The organism is Bacillus sp. PAMC28748, assembly GCF_014250415.1.
Taxonomy (GTDB): domain Bacteria; phylum Bacillota; class Bacilli; order Bacillales; family Bacillaceae; genus Bacillus; species Bacillus licheniformis.
Map to the genome: position 1 here is coordinate 255,144 of NZ_CP060192.1, position 15,397 is coordinate 270,540.

Annotated in this window: 18 protein-coding genes; 6 read left to right on the forward strand and 12 right to left on the reverse strand. The window is 47.0% G+C overall.

Annotated elements, in window-relative coordinates; all coding sequences use genetic code 11:
* Positions 1-91: 91 nt before the first annotated feature.
* Positions 92-1,501 (reverse strand): alanine/glycine:cation symporter family protein, encoded by a 1,410-nt coding sequence (locus tag H7F26_RS01380; RefSeq protein ID WP_003184902.1) that lies wholly within the window; start codon positions 1,499-1,501, stop codon positions 92-94.
* 183 nt (positions 1,502-1,684) lie between these two features.
* Between H7F26_RS01380 and H7F26_RS01385 the strand changes: the two genes are divergently transcribed.
* Entirely contained in the window at positions 1,685-2,923 is a 1,239-nt protein-coding gene (locus H7F26_RS01385) for a sporulation transcriptional activator AdeR (protein WP_003184905.1), read from the forward strand.
* A gap of 110 nt (positions 2,924-3,033) precedes the next feature.
* The gene (gene ald / locus H7F26_RS01390) at positions 3,034-4,173 is read left to right on the forward strand and encodes an alanine dehydrogenase (protein ID WP_003184907.1); all 1,140 of its coding nucleotides are present in this window, start codon (positions 3,034-3,036) and stop codon (positions 4,171-4,173) included.
* 50 nt (positions 4,174-4,223) lie between these two features.
* Here ald and H7F26_RS01395 read toward each other — a convergent pair whose 3' ends face one another.
* The gene (locus H7F26_RS01395) at positions 4,224-4,469 is read right to left on the reverse strand and encodes a hypothetical protein (RefSeq protein WP_011198258.1); all 246 of its coding nucleotides are present in this window, start codon (positions 4,467-4,469) and stop codon (positions 4,224-4,226) included.
* A 14-nt stretch (positions 4,470-4,483) separates the two neighbouring features.
* Positions 4,484-5,077: a sulfite oxidase-like oxidoreductase gene (locus H7F26_RS01400; protein WP_003184910.1), complete on the reverse strand. Its 594-nt coding sequence runs from the start codon at positions 5,075-5,077 to the stop codon at positions 4,484-4,486.
* 101 nt (positions 5,078-5,178) lie between these two features.
* On the opposite strand from H7F26_RS01400, the gene H7F26_RS01405 reads away from it, so the two are divergent.
* Positions 5,179-5,775: a biotin transporter BioY gene (locus tag H7F26_RS01405; protein WP_016886121.1), complete on the forward strand. Its 597-nt coding sequence runs from the start codon at positions 5,179-5,181 to the stop codon at positions 5,773-5,775.
* A gap of 80 nt (positions 5,776-5,855) precedes the next feature.
* Here the strand turns inward: H7F26_RS01405 and H7F26_RS01410 are convergent, their stop codons facing one another.
* Together H7F26_RS01410 and H7F26_RS01415 are read right to left on the reverse strand one after the other, a co-directional pair.
* Positions 5,856-7,184: a Na+/H+ antiporter family protein gene (locus H7F26_RS01410; RefSeq protein ID WP_011198259.1), complete on the reverse strand. Its 1,329-nt coding sequence runs from the start codon at positions 7,182-7,184 to the stop codon at positions 5,856-5,858.
* 151 nt (positions 7,185-7,335) lie between these two features.
* The gene (locus H7F26_RS01415; protein WP_003184916.1) at positions 7,336-8,826 is read right to left on the reverse strand and encodes a leucyl aminopeptidase; all 1,491 of its coding nucleotides are present in this window, start codon (positions 8,824-8,826) and stop codon (positions 7,336-7,338) included.
* A 165-nt stretch (positions 8,827-8,991) separates the two neighbouring features.
* Between H7F26_RS01415 and H7F26_RS01420 the strand changes: the two genes are divergently transcribed.
* Positions 8,992-9,468 carry a divergent PAP2 family protein gene (locus H7F26_RS01420; RefSeq protein WP_003184918.1) on the forward strand — a complete coding sequence of 159 codons (477 nt, stop codon included), beginning with the start codon at positions 8,992-8,994 and terminating at the stop codon, positions 9,466-9,468.
* Positions 9,469-9,510: 42 nt separating this feature from the next.
* Here H7F26_RS01420 and H7F26_RS01425 read toward each other — a convergent pair whose 3' ends face one another.
* The 4 genes from H7F26_RS01425 to H7F26_RS01440 all read right to left on the reverse strand — a co-directional run bounded on the left by H7F26_RS01425 (position 9,511) and on the right by H7F26_RS01440 (position 12,361).
* Positions 9,511-10,176: a 3D domain-containing protein gene (locus H7F26_RS01425; RefSeq protein ID WP_025804898.1), complete on the reverse strand. Its 666-nt coding sequence runs from the start codon at positions 10,174-10,176 to the stop codon at positions 9,511-9,513.
* 134 nt (positions 10,177-10,310) lie between these two features.
* Positions 10,311-10,631 (reverse strand): YuiB family protein, encoded by a 321-nt coding sequence (locus H7F26_RS01430; RefSeq protein ID WP_011198260.1) that lies wholly within the window; start codon positions 10,629-10,631, stop codon positions 10,311-10,313.
* 53 nt (positions 10,632-10,684) lie between these two features.
* Positions 10,685-10,834, reverse strand: coding sequence for a YuiA family protein (locus H7F26_RS01435; RefSeq protein WP_016886123.1), 150 nt, complete (start codon positions 10,832-10,834; stop codon positions 10,685-10,687).
* Positions 10,835-11,143: 309 nt separating this feature from the next.
* A complete protein-coding gene (locus tag H7F26_RS01440) occupies positions 11,144-12,361 on the reverse strand; it encodes an NAD(P)/FAD-dependent oxidoreductase (RefSeq protein ID WP_161968267.1) in 1,218 nt (405 codons plus the stop codon).
* Between the two features lie 338 nt (positions 12,362-12,699).
* Here H7F26_RS01440 and yumC point away from each other — a divergent pair, with 338 nt between their 5' ends.
* Positions 12,700-13,698, forward strand: a complete 999-nt coding sequence (yumC, locus tag H7F26_RS01445; RefSeq protein WP_061565922.1) for a ferredoxin--NADP reductase 2 — start codon at positions 12,700-12,702, stop codon at positions 13,696-13,698.
* Between the two features lie 34 nt (positions 13,699-13,732).
* Here yumC and H7F26_RS01450 read toward each other — a convergent pair whose 3' ends face one another.
* Positions 13,733-13,933: a hypothetical protein gene (locus H7F26_RS01450; protein ID WP_009329523.1), complete on the reverse strand. Its 201-nt coding sequence runs from the start codon at positions 13,931-13,933 to the stop codon at positions 13,733-13,735.
* 142 nt (positions 13,934-14,075) lie between these two features.
* Here H7F26_RS01450 and H7F26_RS01455 point away from each other — a divergent pair, with 142 nt between their 5' ends.
* Positions 14,076-14,300 carry a cold-shock protein gene (locus tag H7F26_RS01455; protein WP_003184932.1) on the forward strand — a complete coding sequence of 75 codons (225 nt, stop codon included), beginning with the start codon at positions 14,076-14,078 and terminating at the stop codon, positions 14,298-14,300.
* 94 nt (positions 14,301-14,394) lie between these two features.
* Here H7F26_RS01455 and H7F26_RS01460 read toward each other — a convergent pair whose 3' ends face one another.
* A complete protein-coding gene (locus H7F26_RS01460; protein ID WP_011198262.1) occupies positions 14,395-14,874 on the reverse strand; it encodes a GNAT family N-acetyltransferase in 480 nt (159 codons plus the stop codon).
* Positions 14,875-14,969: 95 nt separating this feature from the next.
* Positions 14,970-15,335 (reverse strand): HesB/IscA family protein, encoded by a 366-nt coding sequence (locus H7F26_RS01465; protein WP_003184936.1) that lies wholly within the window; start codon positions 15,333-15,335, stop codon positions 14,970-14,972.
* Positions 15,336-15,397: the final 62 nt, after the last annotated feature.

Genomic DNA, 15,397 nt, shown 5'->3' on the forward strand with positions numbered 1-15,397 from the left:
ACTATCTGAGACTAAAGCGTTTCCATAGGATAAAGGAAGGATTGCCTATGCGCAAAAAAGCCCGCCTCTCTTAGAGGCAGGCTTGTCTTGATCAGCCCGCTTTCAAGCCGGCTGACTTTTGTTTTTCCTTATTATAGTGGTGCAAAAAGAAATCGTCAGTTTCCGCGCGAATGACTTTCCATAAGAGCACAAGGGCGATCAAGTTCGGGATCATCATTAATGCGTTTGCCGCGTCGGCAAAAGCCCATACAGTATTCAGGCTTGCGACTGCACCGTAATATGCAGCAATGACATAAACGACACGGTAAAGCGGCACCCATTTTAAACCAACTAAATATTCCAGACATTTTTCTCCATATACATACCAACCGACAATGGTTGAGTAGCCAAAGAAAATCACCGAAAACGTGACGATGTATTTGCCCGCGGCTCCCAGCGAAGAAGCAAACGCGGCGTTTGTCAGCGCGCCGGCATCAAGCGATGCATCGTGGGCAACACCAGAAAGCAGACCGCCTGAAGGATCCCAGAATCCCGTGATAATGAGGACAAGCCCCGTCATCGTACAAACGATCAATGTAACGATGAAAGTTCCCGTCATCGCAACCAAAGCGGCCTTGACGGGGTGATCGGATTTCGCGTTTCCTGCGATTAAAGCAGCGGTACCAAGACCAGCTTCATTTGAAAAGATTCCTTTCGACATTCCGTTTCTGATCGCCTCAGAGACGACCATGCCAGTAAAGCCCCCCGCGGCTGACACCGGGTTGAAGGCGTGATAAAAAATCAGCTGGAACGCCGGAATGATTTGATCATAATGAAGGAAAATAATGATCAGTGATCCGCCGATATAAAGTATCGCCATGACCGGCACAAAAATGCTCGCAACCGTGCTGACACGCTGAAAACCGCCGAAGATGATCGCAGCCGTCAATACCGCGAGCACAAGGCCGATGATCCAGCCGGGAATCCCGAAGCTCTGTGTAACGACTTCCGAAATCGTGTTGGACTGGACGGAATCCCCGATTCCAAAAGAGGCAAGCACACCTGACAATGCAAATAAAACGGCAAGCGGCTTCCACTTCTTCCCGAGCCCTTTTTCGACATAGTACATCGGCCCGCCCGAATATTCGCCCCGCTCATTTTTGACGCGGTATTTCGTGGCGAGCAATGCTTCGCTATATTTTGTAGCCATCCCTAAAAGACCGACGAGCCACATCCAAAACAAAGCCCCCGGACCTCCAACCGTAATCGCCGTGGCTACACCGGCAATATTTCCATTTCCGATCGTTCCGGCAAGCGTTGTCATCAGCGCCTTGAAATTGCTGACATCACCGTCTGCTCCGGCTGATTCTTTTTCTTTCCCGAATGCAAGTTTGAATGCATATATCAATCTTTTAAATTGAAGCCCCCGCAGGATGAACGTCAGAAATAAACCGGTTCCCGCAAGCATAACGATGCCCGGGACTCCCCATAAAAAGCCGTTGATTTTCTCTAGAATCGCCAATGTTCCTACTCCTCTTTTTTTCAGAATAATTAAATTTGGTTTAATACATCGCCGTGTTTATGAAAAATAATAAATCACCAGCGACTTTTTTGTTGATTTTAACAAACAACTATATTCATAATAAAAGTAAGATGGGTATATGTCAAAATTTTTTCATGCAAACATAAAAAGTAGGGGTTTTTTATGAACAATCGAAACAATCCTTTTAAATATCAATATGACCGTTTAGAAGATGTGGCAGATCATATCAGCGAGGTGCTGGACTGTCCGATTACGATAGAAGACATCAACCACCGCCTCCTTGCTTACAGCACCCACAGCGACTACACGGACCCGGCGAGAACGTCAACAATCATCGGAAGGCGCGTTCCGGAAAAAGTCATCAACAAGCTTTGGAAGGATGGAACGATTCCCGCCTTGATGAAAACCGACGAACCGATCAGGGTCGAACAAATCGATGAAGTCGGCCTGTCGAGCCGCGTGGCGATTTCAATCTGGAAAAACAGCGAGGTTATCGGTTTTATCTGGGCGCTGGAAAGCCAAAAAACGCTGTCGGAAGACGAGCTTCACCTTTTGAAGCTGGCCGCGGATTCCGTAAAGAACAAGCTGCTGCCTTATCAGGTCCGAAAAAGAAAAAATGAACAGCGCAGCCAGGAATTTTTCTGGAAGCTATTGACCGGGCACATTTCGGAAGATCAGGAAATCTCCGACGGCTTTCACCAGCTTGGCATCGGAGTTCCTTCAACTTATTCGGTCATCATCATCCGGCTGAAAGACGAAATCGAAGAAAAAACCGAAAAGCAGCTCCATTACTTGCTGGAAACGACGCAGCAGCTGCAAATCCTTCTGGCTACAATCGACTATAATGAGCTGATCGTCCTCGCTTCGCCAAAAACGGGGCAAAAAGGGCAGCCGTTCAATGATTTAAAGCAATTTGCCGCGAATATACAAAAGCAACTTGAAGAGCGCTATAAACTGAATAACTGCACGATCGCGATCGGCGGAATGTACAGCTTGATCACCCTTGTACACCAGTCTTATCAGGAAGCGCTCTCGGCGCTGAAGGTCAAGGAGCGTTTTCCCGATGAGACAAGGCACCTCGTCAGCTTTTCAGAGCTCGGCATCTACCAGTATCTCGACGTGCTCAGCGAAAAACGGAAACATGCAAGCTATCCAAACTATTCTTTAATGCAGCTTGAAGCATATGATAAAGAGCACCACTCCAATCTTGTCGAGACGCTTGAACAATTCATCGAATGCGACAGCAACGTCAACACCGCCGCAAAAAAGCTGAACATTCACGTCAACACGCTGAATTACAGGCTGAAACGCATCAGCAAAATCGCCGAAATCGATTTAAAAAACATCAATGAAAAATTTACGATTTATCTTGAAATCAAGCTTCGCAACATGCATTTGTGAAATTCCACAAATGCATGTTTTTTTATTTTTCGATTCAAACAAAGAAAATTCTAAAAAGTCAGTATAAACTAAAGCAACAGCATTTTTACAGAAAAAGGAGGAATGATCGGATGATTATCGGCGTACCGAAAGAAATCAAAAACAATGAAAACCGTGTTGCTTTGACTCCCGGTGCGGCTTCTCAATTGATCGCGGCAGGACACCGCGTCATCGTGGAAAAAGACGCGGGGACTGGAAGCGGGTTTGAAAATGAGGATTACGTCTCAGTGGGAGCCGAGATCTCAGAACAGGCGGAAGCCGTCTGGGAAGCGGCTGAAATGGTGATGAAAGTCAAAGAGCCGCTCCCTGAAGAATATCCGTATTTTAGAGAAGGTCTCATCTTGTTCACCTACCTGCATTTAGCCGCAGAGCCTTCCTTGGCTGAAGCATTAAAGCAGAAAGGCGTGACAGCCATCGCCTATGAAACCGTCAGCAATGGCCGTTCCCTTCCTTTGCTGACGCCGATGTCTGAGGTAGCCGGGCGGATGGCCGCCCAAATCGGCGCGCAGTTCCTCGAAAAGCCGAAAGGCGGAAAAGGCATATTATTGGCCGGTGTACCCGGAGTCGCGCGCGGGAAAGTGACGATCATCGGCGGAGGCGTTGTCGGCACAAATGCGGCAAAAATCGCGGCGGGCCTCGGAGCCGACGTGACGATGATCGATTTAAGCGCGGATCGCCTGCGCCAGCTTGATGATCAATTCGGCAATCAAATTAAAACATTGATGTCCAATCCGGTCAACATCGCCGATGCCGTAGCGGAAGCCGACCTCCTCATCTGCGCGGTTCTGATCCCGGGTGCCAAAGCGCCGACTTTAGTGACGGAAGAGATGGTCAAACAGATGAAACCGGGCTCTGTGATTGTTGACGTCGCAATCGATCAAGGCGGCATCGTCGAGACGGTGGATCACATCACAACCCACGACAATCCGACCTATGTCAAACACGGAGTCGTCCATTACGCTGTTGCCAACATGCCTGGCGCCGTTCCGCGGACATCTACAGTTGCGCTGACGAATGTAACAGTTCCGTATGCGCTTGAAATCGCGAACAAAGGCGCGGAAAAAGCGATTCTTGAAAACCCTGCGCTAAAAGCCGGCGTCAACACAGCAAACGGCCATATTACTTATGAAGCCGTAGCCAGGGACTTAAACTATGGCTACGTTCCCGCAGAGCTTGCGATCGAAAATTCGTCGTCAGCCGCCGGCGCATAGCATCAAAAAAACAGAGCCTCGGAAAATATGCCCGAAGCTCTGTCTTTTTTTTATGATTCCGTTTTCCGGCGATCCTGAATCAATTTTGCCGCAATTGCAGAAACAGGAACCGCCCCAAACAGGACGATTCTCCACAGCGTCCGGTCAGAGGCATCGCCGACTGCGGCAAACAGTGCCAGAACTGCCGCAGCCGTCAGCAATAATAAAACAGCAAAAGCCTTTTTCTTGAATGATGCAATGAAAAGCCAAAAACAGGCGCTCAGCATTAAAAATATGAACAGCTGTACGAAAAACATATTCATCCTCCCCGCTAATCAAAGCTGTATCTTTCTTCTTTCCACGGATTTCCCCTAAGATGGTAGCCGTTTTTCTCCCAAAAGCCCGGATGGTTTTCCTTTGTAAACTGAATGCCCCTCAGCCATTTGGCGCTTTTCCAAAAATACAAATGCGGCATCACCGCTCTGAGCGGAAAGCCGTGCTCCGGCGTGAGCGGGGCGCCGTTATGGGAATGAGCCAAAAGAGACGAATCCTTCAAAAAGTCTTCGAGCGGAACATTCGTCGTCCAGCCTTCCTCTGCATGCAAGATGACAAATCTGGCTTCCGGAAGCGGCTTTACTCTTTCAGCGATCTCCTTTGTCTTGATCCCTTCCCAAACATTATCGAGCTTGGACCAGCCTGTTACACAATGAATGTCATTGGACACTTCGCTTTGCGGCATCTCATGAAGATCATCCAACGTCAGCAGGAGCGGCTGTTCGACAAGTCCGTAAATTTGCAAATTCCATTTTGACAGGTCTTCGTATTCCGGAACATGTCCTGCATGAAGAACAGGAAAAGATGTTGTGACATTTTGGTTTGGAGGCACCCTGTCGGACTTGTGCGGTTTTGTTTTCCCAAAAAACACGAAAGAACCCCCTTTGTTAACTCGAATAAAAAATGGTTGACAAACTATTTTGTGATCTCTTACGATAAAGTTGTGTGAATCACTGAGGAGGAACAAAGATCATGAATAATAAAAAACTTCGCGCCGGCGAAATGGCGCTTGTCGGAATGTTTGCCGCTCTGATGGGGATCGGCGCTAATATCACTTCGTTTGCCCCGTTTCTGCAAATCGGCGGTATTCCGCTTACGATGCAGCCTTTCTTCTGTTTGCTTGCCGGACTTTTGCTCGGCCGTAAATTAGGTGCGCTGTCCATGATTGTCTATGCGTTAGTCGGCTTTATTGGCGCTCCGGTATTCGCTTCTTTTTCAGGCGGTATTTCCGTTCTTTTTAAAGGAAGCGCAGGCTTTATTCTATCCTATATTCCTGCCGCATATGCCGCGGGCTGGATCACGGACAAACTATCCGAACCGAAAACAGGCCACTTTTTCGCAGCCTCATTGATCGGTACGCTGATCATTTATCTGATCGGCGTCAACTATACGTATCTCGCTTTTTCCACTTGGCTCAATACACCGATGTCATATTCAGCCGTTTGGAAAATGATGGCCTGGTTCTTCGTGAAAGACTTGGCATTCTCCGTTCTGCTCGCCGCGCTCGCCTCAAAGGTTTTCCGGGCGGTTCAAAAAGGCGCAGGCTTCAGAAGAAATCCGACTTTTTAATAAAGAGAGCCCGTGGTGCGGTTCTCATTTTATTTTAACAAACATAGAAAAAAATTCCCCTCGTTTTGAGGGGAATTTTTTTAAAGAACAATCGCCGCGATCCAGCCGAACAAAATCAGCGGAATATTATAGAAGATGAATGTCGGAACACAGGTGTCCCAAATGTGGTGGTGCTGTCCGTCTGCATTTAAGCCGGATGTCGGTCCAAGCGTGCTGTCGCTCGCAGGTGAACCGGCGTCTCCGAGAGCTGCGGCCGTCCCGATAATGGCGATTGTCGCCATCGGGCTGAAGCCAAGCTGCATGCAAAGCGGAACAAATATCGTTGCGATAATCGGAATCGTCGCAAATGAGGAACCGATCCCCATTGTGATCAATAAGCCGACAACCAGCATCAGCAATGCGCCGAGCACCTGATTATTGCTGATGAAACCTGTTGACGCTTCAACAAGCGCTTTGACATCGCCCGTTTTTTCAAGCACATTGGCAAAACCGGCCGCGGCCAGCATCACAAATCCGATAAACGCCATCATGTTCATGCCGTTAGTGATCAATTCGTCCGCTTCGCCGCGCTTCATCGCTCCGCTTAAAAACAAGACCGCCAAACCGCTGAGCGCGCCGAAGATCATTCCGTCGACGTCTAAGCTCTGAGACAAATAGAGCTGTACGCTTAATGATACAGCGATGGCCAAAACGGCAATCGAAAGGCTTTTCTTCGTATAGGACGCCGACTTTTGACCGGCGATTTCCTTCATTTCATATGTGCGGGGTTTGCGGTACACAAAAGCAGCAACGGCCAAACCGGCAATCATCCCGACAATCGGAATGATCATGGCGATTGGAATATCAGCCAATGTGACAGAAAGGCCTGCATCTTTCATATTGTCTTTCAAAATCCCCTGGAAAATCTGGCCGAAGCCGACGGGAAGCAAAATATACGGAGCTGTCAATCCGAATGTCATCGCACACGCAATCAGGCGGCGGTCCACTTGCAGCTCATTCAAAATTTTCAATAACGGCGGAATTAAAACAGGAATAAATGCGATATGAACCGGAACGACATTTTGAGACATACAAGAAATAATTAAAATCACGAAGACGATCAGCGCTTTTGAAAGGGTTTTGCGCCTTGTATCGCCTTCTTTGCCGATCAGCTTGACAGCAGCTTCAACCATGGCATCCGGAAGACCCGTTTTCGTCAAAGCGACTGCAAAAGCGCCAAGGAGCGCGTAGCTGACTGCGACGGTTGCGTTGCCTCCGAGTCCTTCCGTAAATACGCTGACCGTCTGGCCGAGACCGAGACCGCCCGTCAGACCGCCGGCAAGAGCGCCCACAATCAGGGCTAGAACGACATTGACCCGCAGCAGGCTTAATATAAGCATCACAATAACAGCAATCACAACTGCATTCATATTTGAAACCTCCGAACAAACACTTTAGTTTGCTAATGTAGTAGATAATTAAAGTAATGAACGTATATTACCACATGTTTTATGAATGCGTCAATGAGACATCTGCGTTTTTTCCATAAAAAAATCCCCTTCTAGCAAAGGGGATGAAAGACTACAAATTTCCCGAAAACCGCTCGACAAACGTGACAAGCGTTCTCACCATCACGCCCGTTCCGCCTTTCGGTCCAAAGCATGAGTTTTGAGCTGTCGTTGCCGTTCCGGCGATGTCAAGGTGAACCCATGGCGTCTGCTCGGCGAATTCGCCGAGGAACGTTCCGGCCATAATCGCATGGCCTTCCCTGCCCGGTGAATTGTTAAGATCGGCCATTTGGCTGTTTTTTACTCTTTTTTTGTCTTTTTCAGTAATCGGAAGCTGCCAAATCGCTTCTCCCGCTTCTTCAGCCGCCTGTCTCACCTGCTGATAAAGCGGATCATGATTTGTCATCGCTCCCGTCGTTTCCGTTCCCAGAGCTACGACGACGCCTCCGGTCAGTGTCGCGACATCGATCAGCACGGAAGCTCCGTGGTGCTTCGCATATGTCAGTCCGTCAGCGAGCGCCAGCCTTCCTTCGGCGTCCGTATTCAAGATCTCAATCGTCTTGCCGCTCAAGGAAACGATGACGTCGTCCGGCTTCATTGCGCTTCCCGAAATCATGTTATCAGTCGACGGAATCACGGCAAGCACGTTTTGTTCCGGCCTCAATTCGCCGATCGCTTCCATCGCTCCCAAAACGCTGGCGGCTCCGCCCATATCGGACTTCATGCCGACAATCCCGCTCTTTGTCTTAATCGAATAGCCTCCGGTATCAAACGTAATCCCTTTGCCGACTAAACCGATGACGTCATCCCATGTTTCTTTTCCTTGATATTTCAAGACGATCATTTTCGGCGGCTCTTCTGATCCTTGGTTGACCGCGAGGAGACCGCCCATCCCGAGCTCTTCCATTTCAGCCTTTTCAAGAATTTCACATTCAAATTCGTATTTCGCCGCCAATTCAGCGGCATATGACGCGAGATCCGCCGCTGTCAGCATGTTCCCCGGCATGTTCACGAGGGTTCTCGCCGAATTCGTCGCATTTCCGTACACCTGTCCGACATGCAGACTCGCCTGAATCTCCTTCAGGTCATGGTCTGTCAAAACATAGACGCTTTGCAGACATTGATCAGGCACATTTGATCTGTGCTTGTAATCCTGCACTTCATAGCATGACAGCATGCACGATTCAGCCAATGCATGTGCGGCGTCAGCAGCTGGGACTTCTTCGGATACGAAGCTGTCGAGCATGACGGTTAACTCCTGCTTTCGATCTTTGTGAATCAGCTGAACAGCTTCGGCAAAGCACTGCTTCGCATCCTCGAAGGTAAATTCCGCTTCACGGCCCAATCCGACGATATAAATGCGTTTGACTCCCTGAAGCGAAGGGGTAAATATTTTAGACACTTTCGCTTTTTTGGAAGATACATCCCCGTCTTTCAGCAGCTGAGAAAGCTGGCCGTTCAAAAGGCGGTCGATTTCTTCAGCCTTACCGTACAGCCGGCTTTTTTTAAACAGTCCGATTAAAAGCGTTTCTTTTTTTTCGAAATCTTTAAAGGCATAAAACATGCGTTCACAGCTCCTTATCAGCAAAGTGAGTAAAATTAAAACAACAATGTTATAATAGGAAAAACATTTTTTCCCGATGGGGTTTCATATCATATATTTTAGCAAATAACTGCGTGCTTTTCTGAATTCATCTCTATTTTCTTTATAGAAAGGATGTTCTGCAAAATGGAAATCCTCACAAACTTTCCTTTGCTGGCGAGCTTTGCCGCGATCTTTTTCGCTCAGTTTATCAAGGTTCCCATTTACTTTGTCGTCTCAAAAAAATGGGATTGGCGGCTTGTCACAAGCACGGGCGGAATGCCGAGTTCACACTCAGCGGCCGTCACGGCGCTCTCGACCGGTGTAGCTCTTGATCACGGGATGGATTCTTCTTTGTTCGCCGTTTCCGCAATATTTGCCGTTATTACGATGTTTGATGCAACCGGAGTGAGAAGACATGCCGGAGAACAAGCAACAGTGATCAACCGGCTTGTCCGCGATTTTAACCGCTTTGTCAACGAAGCGAAGGATTTCCCTAAAAGCCATCAGGAAGAAAAACAGAAAAAGCTGAAGGAACTGCTCGGCCATCAGCCGATTGAAGTGTTTTTCGGCGGCCTGACCGGCATTGCACTGACGCTGCTTCTCGATTATTTATTGATGTAAAGCAAAAAAACGTTTAAGACGCCAGGTCTTAAACGTTTTTTCTTATTCTTTCGCCATTTTATATTTTTGTCTGAATACTTGCATCGATTTATTTTCATTCAGCTTCAGGAGATCCTCTTCGGTAATGGTGCCGTTTCCTTTTTTAATGACATAAACATCAAGTGTTTTTTTGCCCCATTCTTTATAAACATCCTCAACCGTCTCATAGTACAAATCGAGCCGGTTTCCCTTAATGGCTGATCCGGTATCCGCAACAACCCCATAGCCGTAGTCCGGGATGAACAATATGGTGCCGATCGGAAAGACCGACGGGTCGGCTGCAACGGTTGAATATAAATCTCTTTTTACTTTGACTCCCGAATATGTAATCCCGTAATCGGGATGATGAGGCTGTTTTCCCGTTGATTCAGCCCCTGCTGTATATCCGGTCGCGGTGACTTTTTGCTTCGGATACTTGCTCCAGTCAAACGCGTCTTCAAGCGATTTCGGTTTGTTTTTAATTTGTTCTGCGGCAGACAGAGACGTCTTTTCCGCTTTTTCTTCCGGAAGTGATTTAAAGGTGAGCATCAGCTGTTTCAAGGACAGATCGCGTTCTTTTGCCCAGCTGGATATATCCTGTGCCTCCACGCCTGAAACGGCAAAGAAGGTCGTCATAAAAGCAAGGACAAACAAAACTGTCATCAAGAAACGCCGGAACATAGTCATCACTTTTCTCAATTCTTCCACTCCTCTCACCATCTAGTTGTTTCCAAGTGGAAAAAGAAATATTCAGATGGCGGAAAAGTTTTGAGAAAAGTGAAAAAATTAACCGCAAAAAAACCCTCTCCCTTGAAGAAGAAGGCTTAAAACATTTGATATCCCCTTTTTCGCAGCGCTTTGATCGTAACGCCCGACAACAGGGCTCCGGCCATTCCGCTGGCTAAAATGATGATATCGGCAGCAGCCAAAGAAGCCACTCTGTCAAAAAGGCCGGAAAATGCCTCTCCCGGCGCCTCTACATAGCGAATCAGCTTTTCTTTATTCACAATGAAAAGGCATACAATTGGATAAATGACAGCCATGATCCATGACATTCTGAGCAGCATATTCAGCAGAAAACCGATGCCGAAAAACAGGACGAAAAATAAGACAACTGAAATGATGACAACTGGTAAACTAATCAAAGCCTCCACCCCCAATTCACCTCTTTTAGTGTACATTGGGGAAGGAACTTGAGTCAATCATTGGAAAGCTGTGATGAACGGTCTTTTCCTGTTCCCTTGCAGTTGCTGCACGTTTCCGAACCGCCGAGCAGAAGCTGAAAATAGCCTTTTCCTGAACAGAATGTACAGGTAGATTCAAGTCGATGGGTTGACGTTGTCTTCATCGGATACACACCTTTTTTCTTAATTTTCTGATAATATATCATGAACGTTGTCAATAATAAAGTCAGAAAATATAACAGATCATTTGATGTAAGCGCTTAAAAGCGAAGCTTTCTTTCTTTTTCTTTCGTTTTTGAAGTTTTTAGCCTGAAATAAAAAGCCTGCAGAGGAAGCTGCAGGCTTCAGCGTGTCGACAAACCCTCGTTGTCAGACCTGCTAAGTCGGTGCTCATGAATAGAGGAAGGATCGGCGGCTAACCGCCCAGGCATCCTGCCTGAACGCCGCCGTCATCACCTTCTGTGAAAGTCTGATCAGAAAAATTTAAACTTGCCTTTTTTCAGAACAAGTCCCGGCCCGCCGATCATGAAAAGCGAGCGGTTGTCGATGATTTTTTTCATCATGGACGCCGTCGTTCCCGTCATCTTTCTGCCGAATGCGACGCCGATTGCATCGTGTTCGCCGAGAGAAGCGACAGAGCCTTTGTTATCAAATGAGAACGTTTCCGTTTCTTTGCCGTGAATCAGTGCGGCCAGATTGTTTGCGCACGTTTCGCCTTGCTGCATGGAAATCTGCGCAGTCGGCGGATAAGGCCTTTCGGTTTCTTCATTTATGATTAAAGAGCAGTCTCCGATAACAAATATATCATCATGGCCTTCAACGCGCAGGTCAGCTTTAACCTTCACACGGCCGCGCATGTTTTCAAAGCCGGATTCCTCAATGATCGGGTTGCCGCGGACGCCTGCGGCCCATACGACAGTGCCTGCTTTGATTTCTTCGGTCTGATCGTCTTTTCCGACGATGATTCCGTCAGGCGTGCATTCTTTCACGGCCGTGCCGATTTTGAATTCAACGCCTTTTCCTTCGAGGTAGTTGACCGCATAATCGACAAGCTCCGGTTCAAAGCCCGGGAGAACAGACGGCGCGGCTTCCACGCAAATTAAACGAACCTGCTGGCGGTCGATATCGTATTCGCGGCACAGCTCAGGAATGCGGTTGGCCATTTCACCTAAAAATTCAATGCCTGTAAAACCAGCTCCCCCGACAACGATCGTCAGGCGTTCCGGGCGCTTCTCTGCTTCTGTGTTATACGTCGCGAACTGATATTCAATGTGCTCGCGAAGCTGGCGGGACGAATTGATGTTTGAAATAGAGAAAGCATGCTCTTTCAATCCCGAAATTCCGAAAGTTTCAGGGACGGAGCCGAGCGCCACGACAAGATAGTCGTAACTAAGCTCTCCTGTTTCAAGGACGACTTTCTTTCCTTCTTTATCGATTTTCTTTACCGTATCCTGAACGAAATTGACACGGGATGTATTGATGACGTCTTTAATCTGATAGCGGCATCTGTCATGATGAAGCGTACCTGCGCTCGCCTCGTGCATCCAGGTCGTCTCATAATGGTAATTGTGCTTGTTGACAAGCGTAATATCCGCTTCATTGATGCCGATTTTTTTAACAAGTCTCGTAACGGTCATTAATCCACCATAACCTGCACCTAATACTACTACTTTTGGCTTATTCAACGGAATCACATCCACCTTTTCTGTATTTTACTGCTAAGCCGGATTAAAAATAGCCTTTGGGTTATCTTCTGCCTGCTTCCGGCTTTTTATGAAAAAAAGTTTGTGAAACCCTTCACTTTAGTTTGCCGAACAACGGAATGTTTTTCGGCTGTGCGACGAAAAATATTCACGAATCGTTAACAATTTGTTCACAACTACATCATAGCCGCTTGCAATTGCTTTTTCAAGGTTAAATATGCTCTGACGGTATTATTTTCCGCGCCTAAAAAAACAGACGCGCTCGTATTTATTTTATGTGATATGATATAATTAAGAACAATTTTCATTTAGGGGGCATTATTTTCATGCGTGAAGACACAAAAGTATATGACATCACAATTATCGGGGGCGGCCCTGTCGGCTTGTTTACCGCATTTTACGGCGGAATGCGGCAAGCGAGCGTCAAAATTATTGAAAGCCTGCCGCAGCTCGGCGGTCAGCTGTCCGCTTTGTATCCCGAAAAATACATATACGATGTAGCCGGGTTCCCTAAAATCCGCGCTCAGGAGCTGGTCGACAATTTAAAAGAGCAAATGGCGAAATTCGATCAGACCGTTTGTTTGGAACAAGCCGTCGAAAGCGTTGAAAAACAAGCAGACGGTATTTTCAAACTCGTCACCAACAAAGAAATCCACTATTCTAAAACGGTGATTATTACAGCCGGAAACGGAGCATTCCAGCCGAGAAAGCTCGAGCTTGAATCTGCGGCACAATTCGAGAATGCAAACCTTCATTACTTTATAGATGATCTGAATCAATTTGCGTGCAAGCGCGTTGCGGTATTGGGCGGCGGCGACTCCGCCGTCGACTGGGCGCTCATGCTGGAACCGATCGCAAAAGAGGTGTCAATTATTCATCGCCGCGATAAATTCCGCGCACACGAGCACAGCGTCGAAAACTTGCGCAATTCTAAAGTCAATGTATTGACACCGTTTGTTCCGACCGAGCTGATCGGCAGCGAGCGAATCGAACAGATCGTCATTGAGGAAGTGAAAGGCGAGAGAAAAGAAATCATCGATGTCGACGATGTGATCGTCAACTTCGGTTTTGTTTCATCTCTCGGACCAATCAAAAACTGGGGGCTTGAAATCGAGAAAAATTCGATCGTCGTCAAGTCCACAATGGAAACGAACATCGAGGGATTCTATGCAGCCGGCGATATCTGCACATATGAAGGGAAAGTCAAGCTGATTGCGAGCGGATTTGGTGAAGCGCCGACCGCTGTCAACAATGCAAAAGCTTATATGGATCCTAAAGCGCGTGTGCAGCCGCTGCACTCTACAAGCATGTTTGAAAACAAATAAAAATGAAAAGGAGCCTGACACCGGCTCCTTTTCATTATATGATATTCAAATATGAGAAGATCGTTCCCAATATCAGCACAATTGTTAAGATGCCGACGACTCCCGCCGCAGTCAAGACAATCCGGTCCGTAATTTTCTGTGATTTTGGAAGCGGTTTTTCGCATCCGCATGCCTCGCAGACTTTTGAATCGTACGGCGTAAGCCCGCCGCAGCTTCTGCAGTTGATTTTTTCCATGGTTGAACCCCTTTTCTTTACTGGGCTTGGACACTAAATAAACCTGTCCAGTATAGAATAACAAATTGACGAATAGAATGTCTTAAGATTCACAAAATATTCTTAAATGAACTCCAAAAAACCCTTGTTAGGAAGTGACGATATGTCTTACTACAACAATCGCAATCAAGAGCCTCTGCCAAAGGAAGATATCAGTACGTGGGAATGTACGGCTGAGGACTGCAACGGATGGATGAGAAAAAATTTCACGAGCAGCGACCGCCCTTTATGCCCTCTGTGCAACAAGGAAATGATAAGCGGAAGCCGCTATATCACCTCTATCACCAACAACACGAGCAATCTGAATCGCATCTTTAACCAGAAATAAACACGGTTGTGTTCCGGAAGCCCATTGCAAAAACCTTGCTCAACACTTTGAGCGGGGTGGCTGCATTGCTCCTCTTCGCGAAGAAGCAGAAAAACTATGCTAAATCTTTCACCAATAGAATCTCATCCCGAATCGGAATGCCGTTATCAGCGACAAAGGGAATTTCCGGCTTTACTTTTCTTGCTTTGTCAACTGCGTTTACATACAACTCGGCCAAAGTATAGCCCCTCTTTTGATAAAACATAAGCGCCCGCATATTATCGTTCGTCGTGATCAGTTTAATCGATTTACACTGTTTTCGCTTTGAAACACGCTCCACTTCTTGTAAAAGGAGTGAGCCGATCCCTTTGTTTTCGACAACACTGTCCAAAGAGACGACTTCACATTCGTTTCCAGCGATGAAGTACGTAATCAAGCCTTTAATGTCGCTTTTTTCATCTGTTACAGCGAATCCTTCCAATTCATCGCAGCGGAATGTTCCGTGTGAATTGACCATTTCCGGACTTCCCCAATGTGTATGAAAAAACGCGGTAACGTCCGCTTTTGACAAGGCGTGCGTTGATACGAGTTTCATTTCTTTTTCCCCCAGACCATAATAAAACGCCTTTTCATCACGATGAAGCATCGAGATGAAAGGCGTTTTTTTCATTGCATATCGTTGACCTTATGTCAGCACTCTTCAGGCTTCCCCGCATTCGCTGCGGTTCTGAATGATGATCCGCAGCCGCATGAAGCGATGGCGTTTGGATTATCGATGGTGAAGCCTCCGCCCATCATCGATTGTTTAAAATCAATGACCGTACCGTTCATGATATCCAGACTTTCTTGGTCTACAAGCACTGTGATTCCATGCTGGACGAATTCATTGTCGTCTTCGTTTTTTTCATGTTCAAAACCCATGCCGTATGACAGGCCGCTGCATCCGCCGCCTTTTACTCCGATTCTCAAAAATGCGTTCTCCTCTTCATGCTCTTTCATCATATCCTTGATATGAAGAGCAGCCGCTTCCGTAACCGTGACCGTTTTTTCGCTCATGAGATTACACCTCCTAAAAGCTCATGTGTACCTTTATTATAAAGTCGCACGTCCGATTTCTC

What these genes read in the sequence shown, in the direction of transcription:
- H7F26_RS01385 (WP_003184905.1), top strand. Translation starts at nt 1,685, where the DNA reads ATGAACAATCGAAACAATCCTTTTAAATATCAATATGACCGTTTAGAA.
- ald (WP_003184907.1), top strand. Translation starts at nt 3,034, where the DNA reads ATGATTATCGGCGTACCGAAAGAAATCAAAAACAATGAAAACCGTGTT.
- H7F26_RS01420 (WP_003184918.1), top strand. Translation starts at nt 8,992, where the DNA reads ATGGAAATCCTCACAAACTTTCCTTTGCTGGCGAGCTTTGCCGCGATC.
- H7F26_RS01415 (WP_003184916.1), bottom strand. Translation starts at nt 8,826, where the DNA reads ATGTTTTATGCCTTTAAAGATTTCGAAAAAAAAGAAACGCTTTTAATC.
- yumC (WP_061565922.1), top strand. Translation starts at nt 12,700, where the DNA reads ATGCGTGAAGACACAAAAGTATATGACATCACAATTATCGGGGGCGGC.
- H7F26_RS01405 (WP_016886121.1), top strand. Translation starts at nt 5,179, where the DNA reads ATGAATAATAAAAAACTTCGCGCCGGCGAAATGGCGCTTGTCGGAATG.
- H7F26_RS01455 (WP_003184932.1), top strand. Translation starts at nt 14,076, where the DNA reads ATGTCTTACTACAACAATCGCAATCAAGAGCCTCTGCCAAAGGAAGAT.
- H7F26_RS01465 (WP_003184936.1), bottom strand. Translation starts at nt 15,335, where the DNA reads ATGAGCGAAAAAACGGTCACGGTTACGGAAGCGGCTGCTCTTCATATC.
- H7F26_RS01410 (WP_011198259.1), bottom strand. Translation starts at nt 7,184, where the DNA reads ATGAATGCAGTTGTGATTGCTGTTATTGTGATGCTTATATTAAGCCTG.
- H7F26_RS01460 (WP_011198262.1), bottom strand. Translation starts at nt 14,874, where the DNA reads ATGAAACTCGTATCAACGCACGCCTTGTCAAAAGCGGACGTTACCGCG.
- H7F26_RS01450 (WP_009329523.1), bottom strand. Translation starts at nt 13,933, where the DNA reads ATGGAAAAAATCAACTGCAGAAGCTGCGGCGGGCTTACGCCGTACGAT.
- H7F26_RS01435 (WP_016886123.1), bottom strand. Translation starts at nt 10,834, where the DNA reads ATGAAGACAACGTCAACCCATCGACTTGAATCTACCTGTACATTCTGT.
- H7F26_RS01395 (WP_011198258.1), bottom strand. Translation starts at nt 4,469, where the DNA reads ATGTTTTTCGTACAGCTGTTCATATTTTTAATGCTGAGCGCCTGTTTT.